Genomic DNA, 16,655 nt, shown 5'->3' with positions numbered 1-16,655 from the left:
TATTTTAATTTACATTTACTACTATTTCCTTGTTGTCCAGCGCCCCGCGGTACAGGCTGTCCTCGTGGGCGCGGATGATTTCCTCTTTTCGTTTGTTGAAAATGACCCGTTTGATGACCTCCCGCACGCTTTCCTGCGGCGCATACTCCCCGGCCCTGCAAACGGACAGCACCCGGACGTAAAATATGAAGTCGTTCGCTTCGAACTCATTGACTTTCGCCGTGTTGAGTAGGTAGTCGTAATCCTGAGTCTTGTCGACCGGCAGCAACGACCGCAGCACCGCGAAGTCCGTCCATTGGTTCAGTTCGGTCAGTTCGAAATTGTTTTTGACGCACAGGTCGAGCAGATCCTGATAGCCCTCCTCGCGCGGGGTGAGCATCAGCTCTTCGATCGTCTTTTTCTTGTCGTAACTGCGCGGAATACGTACGATCCGGGCCTTCACTAGGGTCTTGTCTAGGATGAAATCGGCCTTGTTCTGGTTGTAATAGTCCGCAATCTGCGTATCGGTGAAAAGCGTGTCGATGTTCTTGTCCACGTAGAACTGGTCGACCTTGTGGGTCAGCAGCGAATTGCGGTACTCCTGCACCATCTGGTCGATGTCTTTCTGACTCTCTTCGAGCATCCGCTCGGCTTCTTTGATTTTCAGTTGTTTTTTGACCCATTGGTCTACGTAGGAACGCAGTATTTTCAGGCTGTCCTCGGAAGTCATATTCGGCGTGAAGATCGGGCTCACGTCGTGCAGGTACAGTTTTTTGTTCTCCACTTCGGCCAGAATGGTGTTGTGCTCCGCAAACGGATTCGGAAAACGCTTGCAGGAGTAGGCCGTCAGCAAGACCGCTACCAATAATATTTTCGGGACAAATTTCATCATTCGTTTGCTGCGATACAAAGATATACGATTCCGGGTAAACAACGGTTATTGCGGACTTATATTGTCATTTTTCCCGAAAACTTTCCCGTTTTCGGACGCTTCCGCCGCCGGAACCTCCACGTTGCGATTCCGCCGGAGCGTGCGTACGATGCCGGCGACGGCCAGCAGCAGGACGACGCAGGCCGCGGCGTACAGCACATGGTAACTCCGTTCGCTCCCGAACATCTCCTTCGTGAAGACGATCTTTTCGCCGCTGAGCATCCAGACGAAATAGGAGACGGCGTTGTTCAGCGCATGGATCAGTATACAGGGGATCAGCGATTGGGTCTTGTAGTAGATGAATCCGATCATCGCGCCTACGAAAAAGGCGTTCAGGGCCTGCTGCGGGATGCCGTGCACGATGCCGAATATGGCCGACGCGATCAGGATGCCGCGCCAGGGGCCGTATTTGCGGGTCAACGACTCCTGGAGGATGCCCCGGAACAGGATCTCCTCGAGGATCGGCGCGACGACGACGGTCGTAAGCATCATCCATCCGCCCAGTTTCATCTGGTCGCCGAGCCATTCGAGCCACCGGCTTGGGAAGAGCTCCAGCAACGGTTCGATGACCAGCGTCGTGGCGAGGACGGTAATCACTCCCCATAGCACCAGCGCCGGGTCCGTTTTCCGGAATCCGAACCGGAGCAGTTTTACGTCCGGCCCTACGCGCAGCCGCTTGGCGAACAGCGCATAGCAGATCGTGCTGAGGAATGTCAGCGCGTAGACGAGCGCTACGACCGGCCCCTGCGACGCGATTCCGAACCGGAGCAGCAACCCGCCTCCCAGGTTGAACGCCAGCATCGCTACGAGGTAGATGCCCAGAATGGCGAGCAGGTCGCTCCAGGTCGGGTAAGCCCCTTTCTGCGGATTGGTCTTCATAGGTCGTTCTGTCATCCGGCCGACCGGTTAATAAACCTGGTCGCCCAGCGTGGCTACCATGACCGCTTTGATCGTGTGCAGGCGGTTTTCGGCCTGGTCGAACACGACCGATGCGTCGGACTCGAACACCTCTTCGGTCACTTCCATTTCCGAGATGCCGAATTTGCCGAAAATATCCTTGCCGACCGTGGTTTCCATGTTGTGGAACGCGGGCAGGCAGTGCAGGAACTTCGCTTCCGGATTCTGCGTGGCGTCCATCACGGCGCGGTTGACTTGGTACGGGCTCAGCAATTCGATGCGGTCGCGCCAGATGTCGTCCGGTTCGCCCATCGACACCCATACGTCCGTGTAGACAAAGTCGCAGTCGCGTACGCCGTCGATGCGGTCCGTCACGGTAATCCGGGCGCCCGAGGCTTGCGCCAGTTCGCGGCAGGTTTTCACCAGCGCCGGGTCCGGGGCGCACTGCGCCGGGGAGATGGCTCTGAAATCCATACCCATTTTCGCCGACGCGATCATCAGCGAATTGGCCACGTTGTTGTGCGCGTCGCCCAGAAAGCACAGTTTCATTTCGGACAGCGGCTTCTGCGAATGTTCGCGCATCGTCAGCATGTCGGCCAACGCCTGCGTCGGGTGAAATTCATTGGTCAGGCCGTTCCATACCGGAACGCCCGAGTATTCGGACAGCGTGTGCACGATGTGCTGCCCGTATCCGCGGTATTCGATTCCGTCGTAGATGCGCCCCAGCACGCGGGCCGTGTCTTTCAGCGACTCTTTTTTACCCATCTGCGAACCGGTGGGGCCCAGATAGGTGACCCGTGCGCCCTGATCGTAGGCCGCCACTTCGAACGAACAGCGCGTCCGCGTAGAGTCTTTCTCGAACAGCAGCACGATATTTTTGCCCTGGAGCGTTTTTTTCTCTTTCCCGATGTACTTGTCCGCTTTCAGCCGTGCGGCCAGATCCAGCAGATAACCGATCTCCCCCGGCGTGAAGTCGAGGAGCGTCAACAAACTTCTTTTACTTAAGTCAACCATAACCATTCCGTGAGTTTTTCGATGCTCCGGCTCCGGTTCCGGGCCTGCGGGCATCCGCCGTCCGTGTCCGGGCGGCCGTTCAAATCAGCTTCAAAGATAAAACATAAATTTATAAATCCCTATTCCCCGCGCCGTTTCCTGTTGTCCGACCCGTCGTACCGCAGGATATGCCGGCGCCGCGACCGTCGTCGGCCGGCAGTCCGAAAAGTTCGCCGGTCGGGCGGATGTTGCCTCGATTTTGATAAATTTTGCCTATCTTGCACCGGATTTGGGGCCGGATGCGGCTCCGGACGCACGGCAAGGCGTCCGTTGCGGATGTACAATTATTAAAACCAAAAGAAATATGGGCAAAATCGTGGCGTTGGCCAATCAGAAGGGCGGGGTAGGAAAGACGACCACGGCCATCAATCTGGCGGCCAGCATGGCGGTGCTGGGCAAAAAGGTGTTGCTCGTAGACGCCGATCCGCAGGCCAATGCGACTTCGGGGCTGGGGCTCGACATCAACGGGAAGGGGATTTACGACTGCATCACCGGACAGGCGCAGCCGGCGGAGATCATCCTGAAATGTCCGGACGTCAAGAAGCTGGACGTTCTGCCGTCGAGCATCAACCTGGTCGGGGCCGAAACCGAGCTGCTGGAGATCGAAGACGGGCAGCGGAGGCTGAAGGCGATCCTGGAACCGCTCAAACCGCAGTACGACTTTATCCTGATCGACTGTTCGCCGTCGCTCGGGCTGGTGACGCTGAACGCGCTGGTCGCTTCGGACAGCGTGCTGATTCCCGTACAGTGCGAGTATTTCGCGCTGGAAGGGCTCGGTAAACTGCTGAATACAATTAAGATGACCAAAACGAAGCTGAATCCGGGACTGGAGATCGAAGGGTTTCTGCTGACGATGTACGACTCGCGGCTGCGGCTGGCCAACCAAGTGGCCGGCGAAGTGCGGGAGCATTTCGGCGACCTGGCTTTCCGGACGATCATCCAGCGCAACATCCGGCTCAGCGAAGCGCCCAGTTTCGGCAAGCCGGCGCTGTTGTACGACGCTTCGTCGACCGGCAGTATCAATTACCTGAACCTCGCCAAGGAGTTTATTAAGAAAAACAAGAGTTAAGCGATATACGATGAATCCGAAAAACAAGGGCCTGGGCCGGGGCTTGGGCGCAATTTTTGAAATAGAGGGTTCGGCGCTGCCCGAGAAAACGAAGGGAACGGCGTTCGAGGAGATCGAAATCGGACGGATCGTCCCGAACCCGAAGCAGCCGCGCACCCGTTTCAACGAGCAGGCGCTCGACGAGTTGGCCGATTCGATCCGGACGCTGGGCGTGATACAGCCCATTACGGTCAAGAAGGAAGCAGACGGGAGATATATGATTGTCAGCGGAGAACGCCGCTGGAGGGCGTCGCAACTGGCCGACCAGGCGACGATTCCGGCCTACATCCGCGAGGTGGACGACCAGGCGTTGCTGGAGATGGCCATCGTGGAAAATATCCAGCGTCAGGATTTGAACGCGATCGAGGTGGCGCTGAGCCTGCAACGGTTGGTGGACGAATGCCGGCTGACGCAGGATTCGCTGGCGGAACGCGTCGGTAAAAAACGCTCGACGGTAGCCAATTACATGCGGTTGCTGAAACTTCCGGTCGAGGTGCAGTTGGCTCTGCGCGAAGAACTGATCTCGATGGGACATGCCCGTGCGCTGGCCGGGCTCGACGACCCGCAACAACAGATCGCACTGCTCAAAAAGATCGTAAAGAAAGGGTTGTCGGTGCGTCAGGCCGAGGAGCAGGTGCAGAAGATCCGGCAGGAAAAACCCGTCCGGGACGATGCGGACGAGGAGTTCCCCGAGAGCTACGTCCGGCTGGTCGATTACCTGGAGAAGTTTTTTACGCAGGAAATCAGCATCAAAAAGAATAATAAAGGCGGGGGAAAGATCGTTATCGGTTTTGAATCGGATGCGGATATCGAGGCGTTTATCGGCAAATTCAATGAATTTAAGAAGTAACATAGCCGTTTTCGGAAATTTTACGCGGAAGGGCGTTGCGACAATCGTTCTTTCTACGGTGCTGATCGTATCCCAGTCCGGAGTTTCGGCCCAGGAGCCGGGCGTCCGGTACAAGGTGGAGGGGGGCGTCCGCACGTCGTTGACTCCGGCCGCAGCCGACAGCAGCGCGGTCGCGCGGGATTCGATCGTGCGGGAGGCGTCGCCCGTCGAAATCGATACCACGACTACGGCCCGCGAACGTCGCCGGCTGGAGCGCGAGGCCCGGGATACCGTGACGGTGCGTTACAGCAGGCTGTTCCGCGATACCATGCCGATTTCGCGAGTCTGCGCCATTTCGGCGATCGCACCCGGGTTCGGGCAGCTTTATAACAAACAGGCGTGGAAAATTCCGATTCTGTACGGAACGGTCGCTACGACGGCCTATTTCGCCTTCCAGCAAAACAGCAAATACAGGGGTCTCAAACGCCAGTACGATGCGATGAAGCGCGAGAACGCCACGCAGGAAGAGACCGATCCGATCCAGTCGCAGATGATCCGGCACAATACGGCGCGGACGCTGCTGTTCGTCGGAGCTATCGGTTCGTATCTCTATTTTATCGGCGATGCGGCTATCTGCTACAAAGGGCCGGTCAATAGCGTCAAAAAGGCGACTACGCTGTCGACGATTTGTCCTGGCGCCGGCCAGATCTACAATAAAAGTTATTGGAAGATGCCGATCATCCTCGGCGGTATCGCCACGATGGGCTACGTGATCAATTTCAACAACCGCGGGTACGAGCGTTTCAAGCTTGCCTACGATCAGGTTGCCGCCGGCAAACCCGACGAGTTCAACGGTCGTTATACGGCCGACTACCTGCGTAAGCTGAAAAACAATTACCGCCGCAACCGCGACCTTTGCATCATCATCACCGCCGGACTTTACCTGTTGAACATCATCGACGCTCACGTGGATGCCCACATGAAGGATTACGACGTCAGCGACGACCTGTCGATGACGCTCGAACCGACGGTGACGAATTTCTATACGATGCGAACCGGCAATTCGAACGGTTACGGACTCTCCTTTAAACTTCGTTTCTGATGCCGAAATCCCTGACCGCCTTACTGATCCTGACGCTCCTCCCGTTGTTCGCCAAGACCCAGGCGGATCCCAGGGAGCAGCTCAACATCGTCGGTTCTCCGACCGTTTACGACTCGGTCGTCGCAAGTTGGCGGACGGACAATATCAACGAGACGTTCGGGGACTACCTGCGGGACTACATCGAACTCGATACCACGCGCTACCTGCCCGCGGTGTCGACCGTTACCGACAACGTTTGCCGGACGCGGCTCAAAAACATGGTTTCGCCGATCTACCTGCCTTATAACGACATCGTTAAGAAGCATATTGTGGCTTACGCAACGACCCATAAATCGGTGACCCGCCGGATGCTCAGCTACGGAAAGTACTACTTCCCGATGATCGAGCACGAACTGGCCAAAAACGGCCTGCCGCTGGAGCTGAAATTCGTTGCGGTGATCGAATCGGCGCTGAATCCGACGGCCACGTCGCCGAGCGGAGCGGTCGGCCTGTGGCAGTTCATGCTGCAAACCGGTCGGCAGTACGGACTCGAGATATCTTCGATGGTCGACGCCCGGCGCGATCCGGTGCAGGCGACGGCCGCCGCCTGTCGCTATATGAAGGATCTTTACGATATCTACCACGACTGGACGCTCGTGATGGCTTCCTATAATTACGGCCCCGGCAATGTGAATAAGGCGTTGCAGCGGGCCGGGGCCAACGCTTCGACTTACTGGGACATTTATCCTTTCCTGCCGAAAGCGACTCGCGACTATGTTCCCGCGTTCGTAGCGCTCGTCTATCTGTACTATTATCATTCCGATTACGGGGTCGTCCCGTTCGCTTCGCCGCTGCCGTTGGCAACCGATACGGTGATGGTCAGCCGCCGGATCGACTTGAACCGCGTTTCGGAAAAATTGAACTTGCCGTCCGAATTGGTGAAGTTGCTGAATCCGCAGTATAAGCAGGATGTCATTCCGGCTACCGTGAAAAGTTATCCGCTGGTGCTGCCGCAGCAGGAGGTCTGTCGTTTTATCGAGTGCGAGCAGGCGCGTCTTGCGCAGGCCGACACGTTGCCGGCCGATACCGTTTCGGACGGACGACTGACAGCGTCCGCCGCTTCATCGCAACAGGGCGGTTCGAACGGAGACGGTTATTCCGGCCCCGATCCGTTGACCTATAAGGTCAAAAAAGGCGATACGCTCGGAGCCATCGCGCATAAATATAAGGTGACGGTTTCTCAATTGATGAAGTGGAATCAATTGAAAAACAGTAATCTGAAAATCGGACAAACCCTGAAAATCATTCGCTGACGATGATCGAGAACGATACGATAGCCGCCGTTGCCTCCGGGGTTGGGGGAGCCGTTACGCTGATCCGCGTCAGCGGCGGCGGAGCCATTGCCGCCGGCGACCGGATCTTCCGCGGGGTACGCGGCCGGCGGCTGGCCGATGCCCGGGGGTTTACGATCCTTTACGGGACGATCCGCGACGGCGAAACGGTTGTCGACGAAGTGCTGGTTTCGGTATTCCGCGCGCCGCACTCCTATACCGGCGAGGATATGATCGAAGTTTCGTGCCATGCGTCGGCGTATATTCAGCGCGAAGTCATGCGGTTGCTGGTCGAGTCCGGAGTACGGACGGCCCAACCCGGCGAATTTACGCTGCGGGCATTCCTGGCCGGTAAAATGGACCTTTCGCAGGCCGAGGCGGTGGCCGATATGATCGCGGCCGACAACCGGGCAGCCCATGCGCTGGCTTACGAGCAGATGCGCGGCGGTTATTCGGACGAGTTCGGGCAATTGCGCGGCCGGTTGCTCGAACTGGTGTCGCTGGTCGAACTCGAACTTGATTTCGGCGAGGAAGATGTCGAATTCGCCGATCGCACGCAGTTGCTCGACGTGCTGTCGTCTGTCGGGCAGCGGGTGGATCGCCTGATCGCTTCGTTCGGGCTCGGCAACGTATTGAAAAACGGAGTGCCCGTTGCAATCGTCGGGGTTCCGAATGTCGGGAAGTCGACCCTGCTGAATACATTGCTTTGCGAAGAAAAAGCGTTGGTTTCGGATATCGCCGGCACGACGCGCGACGTGATCGAGGATACGCTGAACATCGACGGCGTGACGTTCCGGTTTATCGATACGGCCGGGATTCGCCGTACGGACGATCCGCTCGAGAGTCTGGGGATCGAACGTACGTTCGACCGGATCGGCCGGGCGTCGGTAATTCTGTTGCTGACCGACGCGCGCGACAGCGTGGACGATATCTATGCGCAGTACGCTTCGCTCTCTTTCAAGGCGGGGCAGCGTATCGCACTGATTTTGAATAAGTGCGACTGTCTGCCGGACGAAGAGCTACGGCAGAAAAGGGAACGACTCTCGTCGAAAATCCCGCATCTTGTCCTTCCCCTGTCGGCCAAGCGGCAAATCAACCTGGACGAGCTGACCGATTTTTTGAAACGGAGCGTCGATTCCGAGACCCTAAACGGCGACCGGATCGTGGTTTTCAACAGCCGGCACCATGAAATCCTGCTCCGCGCGCGCGAAGCGTTGCAACGAGCTCGTGAAGGCATCGAATCCGGACTCGCCGGAGACCTGCTGGCGCAAGACATCAGAGAAGTTTTACATTGTATAGGCTTGATTACCGGTGAAATAACGACGGACGATATCCTCGGTTCGATTTTTTCTAAGTTTTGCATCGGGAAATAACATCACACAACAAATTGATTATAAATATATTACACAGCGGACGATAGAAAGTGAAAGAAGAAGCAATCAAACTTTGATAATATTGATAATCAATACTTTAAATATGCATGAATAATAAAGTATTGATCAAATTTTCCTAATTTTGTCCCCCGTTTGTTCTCTGAACGGATACAAGGGACAAAATTCTGTTCCTCATACAATTTGATAAATATTCCCTGAACATCCTCTTAAATCTCACAGCGATTTTATAGGGCGATTTGAAGAGTTCAATAAAAAACATTTGGAATATTGCAGAATTATTCTGTACATTCGCGCCTCTTTTGAAAATTTACAATGCTGCAAAATAGAATGAACATATTATCTCAAACGACAATTCGAGGCAACAAATGCTTCGGAGTTCGGTCGTATGTTCTTCATGTTTGGAGCATTGAAACGTCTGCAAATTTCATAAATACTTTCCAGCGAACACATATAGGAGATAAGATGCGATAGATGCTCGTATCTTGATCTTAGAATAAACAACAGAGAAGAGTTGGAGAGTCCTTACCGAACTTTCCAACTATTTTGTTTTATGCCCATTGGTGACTGTTTGCTCCGTGCAATTCCTCTCCCGTCATTTCCGTCCAATGAGCGTAAGAACATCCAATTTATTAATTAACCGCACAGCGATGTGCACAAAAGAGAGCAAAATGAATTACAAGTTTGACGGAAGCAAGGTATATTTTACATCGGACACACACTTTTATCATTCGAATATCATTGGCTTTTGCAAAAGGCCATTCAAAAATGTAGAAGATATGAATGAAACGCTGATCGAAAACTGGAACCGGGTAGTTAGTCAAGATGATATCGTGTTCCATCTGGGGGATTTTTGCTTGGGAGGATCCCATGAATGTACCAAGATTCTTAACAGACTGAATGGGAAAATCTATCTTGTTCTCGGTAATCATGACATGAAAAATATCAGGCAAGGGTACGCCGGCAGATTTGAATTGACAATCATGCAAATGCACATAGAGGTCGACAAGCAGAAAATCTACCTGAATCACTGTCCGTTCCTCTGCTATGGAGGTGCTTACGGGAACATGTGGTAATTGTTCGGACACGTGCATACGAGCAAATATAACACGGGAAAAGACGCTTCACGGCTGGATATGCTCTTTCCGACGCAATATGATGTGGGAGTGGATAATAATGACTTTACTCCGGTCTCATTCGCGCAGGTAAAAAGGATAATCCAAAAGCAGATTGAACAATCGAATAAAAAACAGTAATATGAAAATACAATACATGAGCGATCTGCATTTTGAGTTTCGGGAGAACAGCAGATACATAAAACATAACGAATTCCCGGTAACGGGCGATATACTCGTATTGGCCGGAGATATTTTCTATCTGAAGGACAAAGTCTCCCCTTTATCAAGATTCTGGAAATGGGCATCGGAGAACTACCGACAAGTACTCATTATTCCCGGCAATCACGAGTATTACAATTATTGTGATGTGATGGAACGGGGATTACAATGGCGATGGATGTTCAAAGAGAATGTCGGTTATTATCAAAATCAGGTATTGAGAATAGACGATACCGATTTCATAATGAGCACACTCTGGTCGCATATCGAACCGGCAGACGAATATTTCGTTTGGAAAGGACTTAACGATTTCCGTCAGACCATGTATAAAGGGAAACTGCTCCAAACGGAAGCATATAATCAGATGCATGACTTCTGTTTAGGTCATATCAAAAAAAGTCTTGCCGAAAGTACGGCAAAACACACAGTGGTCGTAACTCACCACCTGCCTACTTTGCAGGTTGTTGCTCCTCAGCATAAAGATTCCGTATTGAACAGTGCCTTTGCCAGTGAATACGGAGACCTGATCGGTAACAGCCGGATCGATGCATGGATTTACGGACATTCGCATACCAATATCGACACAGAAATCGGGAGTACAAAAGTGATTTGCAACCAGATGGGATATGTATTTGAAAACGAGCATATAATCAACGGATTTGATCCGGGTAAATTTTTAACGATTGAAAACGAATGAGATATGGAACGACATAAGATAGAACCACATAAGAAGACAATCTTTACCAAGCATCTTTTCATAGACTTGGCGAAAGAATGCGGATTGAATGCTGCGATATTCGAACAGCTCGGAAGCGGGCGCGATACAGAAATCGTGGTTGATAACGATACATTGAAGATGTTAGTTAAACTTCAGGAGCAATTTGCCCGACTGGAAGAGATGGGTAACGATGAATACAGGGGATTTTATATCGAATTGCCCCGCCCTACTCCGGAAGAATGGGGAGATTGCGAAGCGTCGATTGCAGACGGAGAATATGAGAGCAAGGAAGAATACCTCCGGGATTGGGAATTGTCAAATCCCAGAGAAACGGTATGGTATCATGTCGGCTCCGCCAGATACAAAGAAAAGCGTACCATACAATTCACGGATAGGAAACACTCGTATTTTACTATTGCGAATTATTCCCGATATGGAGACAGAATAGGTGATCGTTTCTACCCCGAATGGCAAAGGGATTTCTTGGCAGAGTTGGCCTTATATTTTCATAAGCTAATCGATGCTATCATATAAGATCCGGAGAGGTTCAATGATTATGTGGCGAAGCATCTTCTTTACCAGCAGCGAGACGGAAGAATTGCGAGAAAGGAGTTCAACAGAATCGAATCGAGATTTAAAATTGAGGTCGAAGACGAGACGACGGTAATAAAAGCACTGGAGGATTCCGTCTGCAAGAATTTCGGACAGCCGTTAGATACAATGACGATACGTTCGTATTGCAAATACTATCGAATCGCTCATGAAGCCTATGACCGGTATTTTGAAAGGTTTGATACTACACGAAAGATACGTACCCTTCCGAATGGAGTACCATTGGAATTACAAGATGTCGCATATTACAACATGGTTACATTCTGTGATTTGCAGGATAAATACGATCTCGACAGTGAGACGGATTTCAACAAATTCGCCTCGAACCATTATGGGGAACTGGGGTTGTCGCGGCTGAACATACTCGCTTCGAATTTTGACAGTCCCGGATGGAGAATCATTGTTTCCAATAGCTACTCGGCGTATGCGGATGTTGCGGTAGAAGTCGCCACTGCGCTTTACAAGTCTGGCATTCCTTTGGAAATACACGACGCTGGCAAACTTTTGCGAATACTCAAGGAGGAGGATCATGTGAGATTGATTCCGTACACATTTCACGATTACATGGGCCATCATGAAGAAGGGACCGTTTATCAACTTCCATGGGAGTACGAATGCATGGATAGCGAAGAGAATTCTTTATCATTGGAATAATACCATGAAATTATCTCCCTGGCAGAATGGGGAAAAATTAAAGAAATAAGAATCAACAAGAAACGGAATAAAAGACAATTGAGTTGAGTTACGATGTTAAAAATTCAAAATATCGGCACTATTTTGAATTAGTGCCGATATTTGGTTTTATTTGTCCCCGGAAACAGCTATAATATGAATAACGAAACAGTGACATCCATACTAAATTGCTGATACCCATCATAATTTCAGTATAGAGGACTTGTTTGCCTTTCTGCAAAAAAATTGGCATAAACAGGTCTTCCTTGTCATGGTATCTGTTCAAGCTAGTGAATGAAAATAGGCTGGTTAGAACCGGGCGTGGAATGTACGCCGAAGTAATGAAACAGACCTTTGCCCCCAAACCAGTAAAGGAAGTAAAGGAGATTTATGAACTATTACATGCCAATTTCCCATTTGCGAAATTCTGCGTCTACCAAGGAGAGATTATCGCACCTTTGCAACATCATCTTTCATCTAACCGCATCATCTATGCGGAAACGAACAGAGACTCGACAGAAACCGTTTTCAATTTTCTGAAAGGCAAGCAGCGTAATGCTTATCTGCGTCCTGATAAGAAAATGATATACCGATATGTGGATTTGGATAGCCGTGTCTTTTTTGTGAAAATCTTATCTCCGAGGCTCCTTTGCAAAAGGTATCTGGAGTTCCCATGCCCACGCTGGAAAAACTATTGGTGGATATATTAAGGTAAGCTAAAAAGAATCTATTTAATACCTCATGTCGCTATCCATTAATTCTTAGCCTTGGACAATACCCAACAAATGAAAAAGAAATTCGCCTGTTTTTATCTTTTTATCGCATAATATTTTATATCTTCGTAAATAAAAACGGTACAGTATATAATGAACAAACCCATGAACCGAATCAAAGAAGTGCTTGAAGAGAAAGGCATAAAACAGACTTGGTTGGCAGAGAAGCTTGGAAAAAGTTTTTGTATTGTCAATTCATACGTCTGCAATCGCCGACAGCCAAGTTTAGAGGTGCTGTTTGAGATAGCCCAAATACTTCAAATTGATCCCAAAGAATTAATAAAAAGTACAAAATAGTATATATGGAACTCCAGATTAACGGCAACAAAATATTTGCTCCTCTGAAAAATAAAGAGTTGGTTCTAACTCCCGAAGAGAGAGTTCGTCAGGAATACATCTGCCGGCTTGTTAATGTCTATGACTACTCGCTTGATCAAATGGCTCAGGAAGTTCAAGTGAGTAATTCTCATCGTGGGCTGGGTAAAGCTCGAGCCGATATTGTAATATGGAAGTCTTCATCAGATAAGAAGGATGACGCTTCTGCTATAATCGTTATAGAGTGCAAAGCCGAGCATATTACAATTCAAGAAGAGGATTATTATCAGGGATATAACTATGCATCTTGGGCTGGAGCGGATTTCTTTGTTACCACCAACCTGAAGGAGACTCGTATATTCAAGGTCGTTAAAGGAAAAATTCCAAAACGGCTTGAAGAGATTGTTGATATCCCCAAAGCCGAAGATCTGACCAATGCAAAAAAGATCAGGGAATTATTAAGTCAGACCAAAGCGTTTACGCGCGATGAATTCAGTAGGCTGCTTTTTAAATGCCATAATATCATACGAAACAACGACAAGTTGTCGCCGGAAGCAGCGTTTGATGAAATCAGCAAGGTCCTCTTCATTAAAATCCGATATGAACGAGATAATACCGGTACTCAGATTTTTTCAAAAGAGGAATTTACGAAACTACGAGAAGCCTACGACAAGACAAAGTCCAAACAAAGTCTGCCTTTTTATCAGCAATTATTCGAGCGTACAAAGGAGGACTATGCAAAAGATGGTCTATTCGAATCCAATGATACGATAAAGATTAAAGAGGCAAGTTTTGAGGCAATAGTTAAAGAACTCGAAGTGTACAATCTCTCCCGTACGGCAGATGATGTGAAAGGTATTGCCTTCGAGAAATTCTTAGGGAAAACCTTTCGCGGAGAGCTGGGCCAATTCTTTACGCCTCGCACCATTGTCGATTTCATGGTAGCATTACTTGACCCTGAGGAAGGTGAAATCATCTGCGACCCCTGTTGTGGTAGCGGAGGGTTCTTAATCAAGACCTTCGAGTATGTGCGCGAGAAAATTGAAAAAGATATACAAAAAGTTAAAGAGCAGATCAAAGCCCAGCTTTTCAATGAAAGCTATGAGACTCTGAGCGAAAAACAGAAATCAGCTATTGATGAACAGGTCAATGCCTATTTTGCTGCCCTTAACAAGGAACTTGATACCGGTAATTCAAACAGCCGTTTACAGAATCTATCCAGCAACTGTATCTATGGTACGGACGCCAATCCACGCATGGCACGAACCGCAAAGATGAATATGATTATGCATGGAGATGGACACGGAGGCGTTTATCACCACGACGGATTGTTAAATGTCAATGGTGTTTTTGAAAATCGTTTCGATGTGATTCTCACCAATCCGCCATTTGGTTCTCGCGTAGAAAAATCGCTGGAAATAACAGAAACTGATGTGGAAACCGATGTGCAGAAGATTGCCGCATACGAGAAGAAATATGGTAAAGAGGTATATCAACAGGCCAGGAGCCAGATCAATGACCACATAGGGGATTCTGTACTGGATTTATATACGGTTGGCAAACTTAGCGGGCTGACCGAAGTATTATTTATCGAACGTTGTATCCGCTTGCTTAAGCCGGGTGGACGTTTGGGCATTGTCTTGCCGGAAGGAGTTCTCAATAACACTAATTTGCAAGCTGTACGCGAACTTTTCGAGGAAATGGCCAAAATAATTTTAATCACCTCTATCCCGCAAGACGTATTCATGGCCTCTGGGGCTACGGTAAAACCCAGCTTACTATTCTTCAAAAAGTTTACGACCGAAGAGCGGGCCCAGTTCGATGCAATTAAACAGGCGGCGACCGAAGAGGTAGGCTCCAAGTATCAATCGCAACTTGATAAGATTGATTCATTCCTGGCGGAACGGGGTAATTCTGCAGAGGAAAAGAAAGCAAAGAGGGCTGAAAGGCGTGCGTTAGAGACGAAAATTGCAGCCGAAATATGGGCGATCGTTAAAGAAAAATTTGATTATACTATCCCCATCGCCCAAGTAGAAAAAGCAGGCATTACGACAACCGGTGCCGAATGCGAGAATCAATTAATCGATTTGCTCGAAGAGTTTACGCCTTATCGCAAGAAGTATCATATGTGGGCCTCAAATGAGTTGAAATTTCACTATGAGATAGTCGATAATAAAGTCGTTCGAACCGATCAAGATGGCAATACGAAGGAGTTATGTTAAAGAGTAAAAGCACATACAAGTATTTGGATTTTGTAAAGTTATCGCAACTTTACAACTGGAGTGTGCAGTATCTGAATGACTCCAAAATCCGATTCACCACCAAATACCCGCTGGTTCAGATTAAAGAGTTCCTGACCCGTAATAAAACAGCTATTGAAATACAGGACGATGTATATTACAAGCGTGCCACCATTAAGGTACGCAACGGTGGAATCTTTCTGCGAGATACAGTTATAGGGAGTAAAATTGGCACAAAAAATCAATTCGTGATTTCCAAGGGACAATTCCTGTTGTCCAAGATAGATGCTCGTAACGGTGCATTTGGCGTTGTCCCAGAGGAGTTAGATGGAGGAATCATAACAGGTAATTTCTGGACTTTTGATGTAGATTATTCAAAAGTAAACCCACATTATTTAGCATTACTCACGACAACGAATGAGTTTATTGAATTCTGCGAACAAGCAAGTAATGGTACGACCAATCGCCACTATTTGCAGGAACCTCTGTTTTTAGATATAAAGGTTCCTCTTCCCTCACTAGCAGAACAAAATAAGTTGGTGGAGGAGTATAATGCTATAATTGAAGAAGGGAATAAAATAGACATCCAAATTGAATCAATTCGACAAAAAATACAATCGTATTTATTAAATGCCATCGGCATAAAAGATAGTAATAACCTTGAGAATAATAAGACTGCAGAATGTCAATATAAATACCTGAAATTCACAAATTTATCCGACATAAACAGATGGGATTATTGGAACCAGGAGCAGTCAATAACAACCTTGCTCCATACTACAAAATACCCCATAGTTACGCTTGGATCTTATAATCTAATACATAGAAAATGGGTGCGAGACTCTAATACTTTCAGATATGTGGAAATAGGAAGTGTCGAACCCTTGCGTGGTATTGTCAATGCAGAAGAGCTTAGTACGGATAAAGCGCCAAGCAGAGCTACTCAAATTATAAAAGAAGGAGATCTGATTATCGGTACGACGCGACCATACTTGAAGAAATTTGCAATAGTTCCTTCTGAATATGATAGTTGTGTTTGTTCGTCAGGTTTTCAGGTAATCGCAGCTAACAAGAATTACAATCTGAATTTCCTGTATGAGTATTTGCATACATATTTGGCAATAAATCAATTTGAATTTTATATGACCGGAGCCCTATATCCGGCGATAACAAACAAAGATTTAAAAAAAGTATTAGTACCATTCCCTCCTTTAGAAATTCAGAATGATATAGTACAGTATATTCAGGTTCTGAAAGAAAAGGTACAATCACTAATACAGCAGGCTAGTATAGCCCACACAACCGCAAAAAAAAGATTTGAGACCCAAATATTTAAATAATATGACACGTGACGAATTGAATAATATTGCAAATCAGGTTCAAAAACG

Annotated in this window: 13 protein-coding genes and 3 pseudogenes; 13 read left to right on the top strand and 3 right to left on the bottom strand. The window is 48.8% G+C overall.

Translation table 11 applies throughout. From position 1 onward, the window contains the following. Positions 1-4: 4 nt before the first annotated feature. From GFH31_RS03190 to argF, 3 genes are read right to left on the bottom strand one after another with little or no spacing between them, the layout of a single operon-like run. On the bottom strand, positions 5-871 hold the full coding sequence (locus GFH31_RS03190; protein ID WP_228385793.1) for a hypothetical protein: 867 nt from the start codon (positions 869-871) through the stop codon (positions 5-7). 45 nt (positions 872-916) lie between these two features. Continuing rightward, entirely contained in the window at positions 917-1,804 is an 888-nt protein-coding gene (locus GFH31_RS03185) for a CPBP family intramembrane glutamic endopeptidase (protein WP_101572905.1), read from the bottom strand. Between the two features lie 12 nt (positions 1,805-1,816). Continuing rightward, on the bottom strand, positions 1,817-2,821 hold the full coding sequence (argF, locus tag GFH31_RS03180; RefSeq protein WP_055205161.1) for an ornithine carbamoyltransferase: 1,005 nt from the start codon (positions 2,819-2,821) through the stop codon (positions 1,817-1,819). Positions 2,822-3,164: 343 nt separating this feature from the next. Between argF and GFH31_RS03175 the strand changes: the two genes are divergently transcribed. From GFH31_RS03175 to GFH31_RS03120, 13 genes and pseudogenes are all read left to right on the top strand, one after another. Further along, positions 3,165-3,929 (top strand): ParA family protein, encoded by a 765-nt coding sequence (locus GFH31_RS03175; protein ID WP_055205062.1) that lies wholly within the window; start codon positions 3,165-3,167, stop codon positions 3,927-3,929. A 10-nt stretch (positions 3,930-3,939) separates the two neighbouring features. Then, positions 3,940-4,818: a ParB/RepB/Spo0J family partition protein gene (locus GFH31_RS03170; protein WP_055205063.1), complete on the top strand. Its 879-nt coding sequence runs from the start codon at positions 3,940-3,942 to the stop codon at positions 4,816-4,818. Next, positions 4,769-5,839: pseudogene (locus GFH31_RS03165) on the top strand (DUF5683 domain-containing protein); the annotation flags it as partial. The gene GFH31_RS03170 and the pseudogene GFH31_RS03165, both read left to right, overlap by 50 nt. Positions 5,840-5,898: 59 nt before the next feature. Then, positions 5,899-7,191 carry a lytic transglycosylase domain-containing protein gene (locus tag GFH31_RS03160; protein WP_118457526.1) on the top strand — a complete coding sequence of 431 codons (1,293 nt, stop codon included), beginning with the start codon at positions 5,899-5,901 and terminating at the stop codon, positions 7,189-7,191. 2 nt (positions 7,192-7,193) lie between these two features. Continuing rightward, positions 7,194-8,582, top strand: a complete 1,389-nt coding sequence (mnmE, locus tag GFH31_RS03155; RefSeq protein WP_101572900.1) for a tRNA uridine-5-carboxymethylaminomethyl(34) synthesis GTPase MnmE — start codon at positions 7,194-7,196, stop codon at positions 8,580-8,582. A 626-nt stretch (positions 8,583-9,208) separates the two neighbouring features. Then, positions 9,209-9,571: pseudogene (locus tag GFH31_RS13015) on the top strand (metallophosphoesterase); the annotation flags it as partial. A gap of 286 nt (positions 9,572-9,857) precedes the next feature. Next, positions 9,858-10,634 (top strand): metallophosphoesterase, encoded by a 777-nt coding sequence (locus tag GFH31_RS03145; RefSeq protein WP_118457528.1) that lies wholly within the window; start codon positions 9,858-9,860, stop codon positions 10,632-10,634. A 3-nt stretch (positions 10,635-10,637) separates the two neighbouring features. Then, positions 10,638-11,189, top strand: coding sequence for a hypothetical protein (locus tag GFH31_RS12850; RefSeq protein WP_228385792.1), 552 nt, complete (start codon positions 10,638-10,640; stop codon positions 11,187-11,189). Between the two features lie 300 nt (positions 11,190-11,489). Then, a complete protein-coding gene (locus GFH31_RS12845) occupies positions 11,490-11,921 on the top strand; it encodes a hypothetical protein (protein ID WP_228385791.1) in 432 nt (143 codons plus the stop codon). Positions 11,922-12,265: 344 nt separating this feature from the next. Next, positions 12,266-12,654, top strand: a pseudogene (locus GFH31_RS03135) (DUF6577 family protein). A 151-nt stretch (positions 12,655-12,805) separates the two neighbouring features. After that, positions 12,806-13,009, top strand: a complete 204-nt coding sequence (locus GFH31_RS03130) for a helix-turn-helix domain-containing protein (protein WP_101572897.1) — start codon at positions 12,806-12,808, stop codon at positions 13,007-13,009. Between the two features lie 5 nt (positions 13,010-13,014). After that, positions 13,015-15,249, top strand: a complete 2,235-nt coding sequence (locus GFH31_RS03125; protein WP_153498239.1) for an N-6 DNA methylase — start codon at positions 13,015-13,017, stop codon at positions 15,247-15,249. Then, on the top strand, positions 15,243-16,607 hold the full coding sequence (locus GFH31_RS03120; RefSeq protein ID WP_118457530.1) for a restriction endonuclease subunit S: 1,365 nt from the start codon (positions 15,243-15,245) through the stop codon (positions 16,605-16,607). Before GFH31_RS03125 ends, GFH31_RS03120 begins: the two co-directional genes overlap by 7 nt. Positions 16,608-16,655: the final 48 nt, after the last annotated feature.

The sequence above is a fragment of the Alistipes sp. dk3624 genome (assembly GCF_009557455.1).
GTDB classification, from domain to species: Bacteria; Bacteroidota; Bacteroidia; order Bacteroidales; family Rikenellaceae; genus Alistipes_A; species Alistipes_A hominis.
This window is presented reverse-complemented; position numbering and strand designations above follow the sequence as displayed.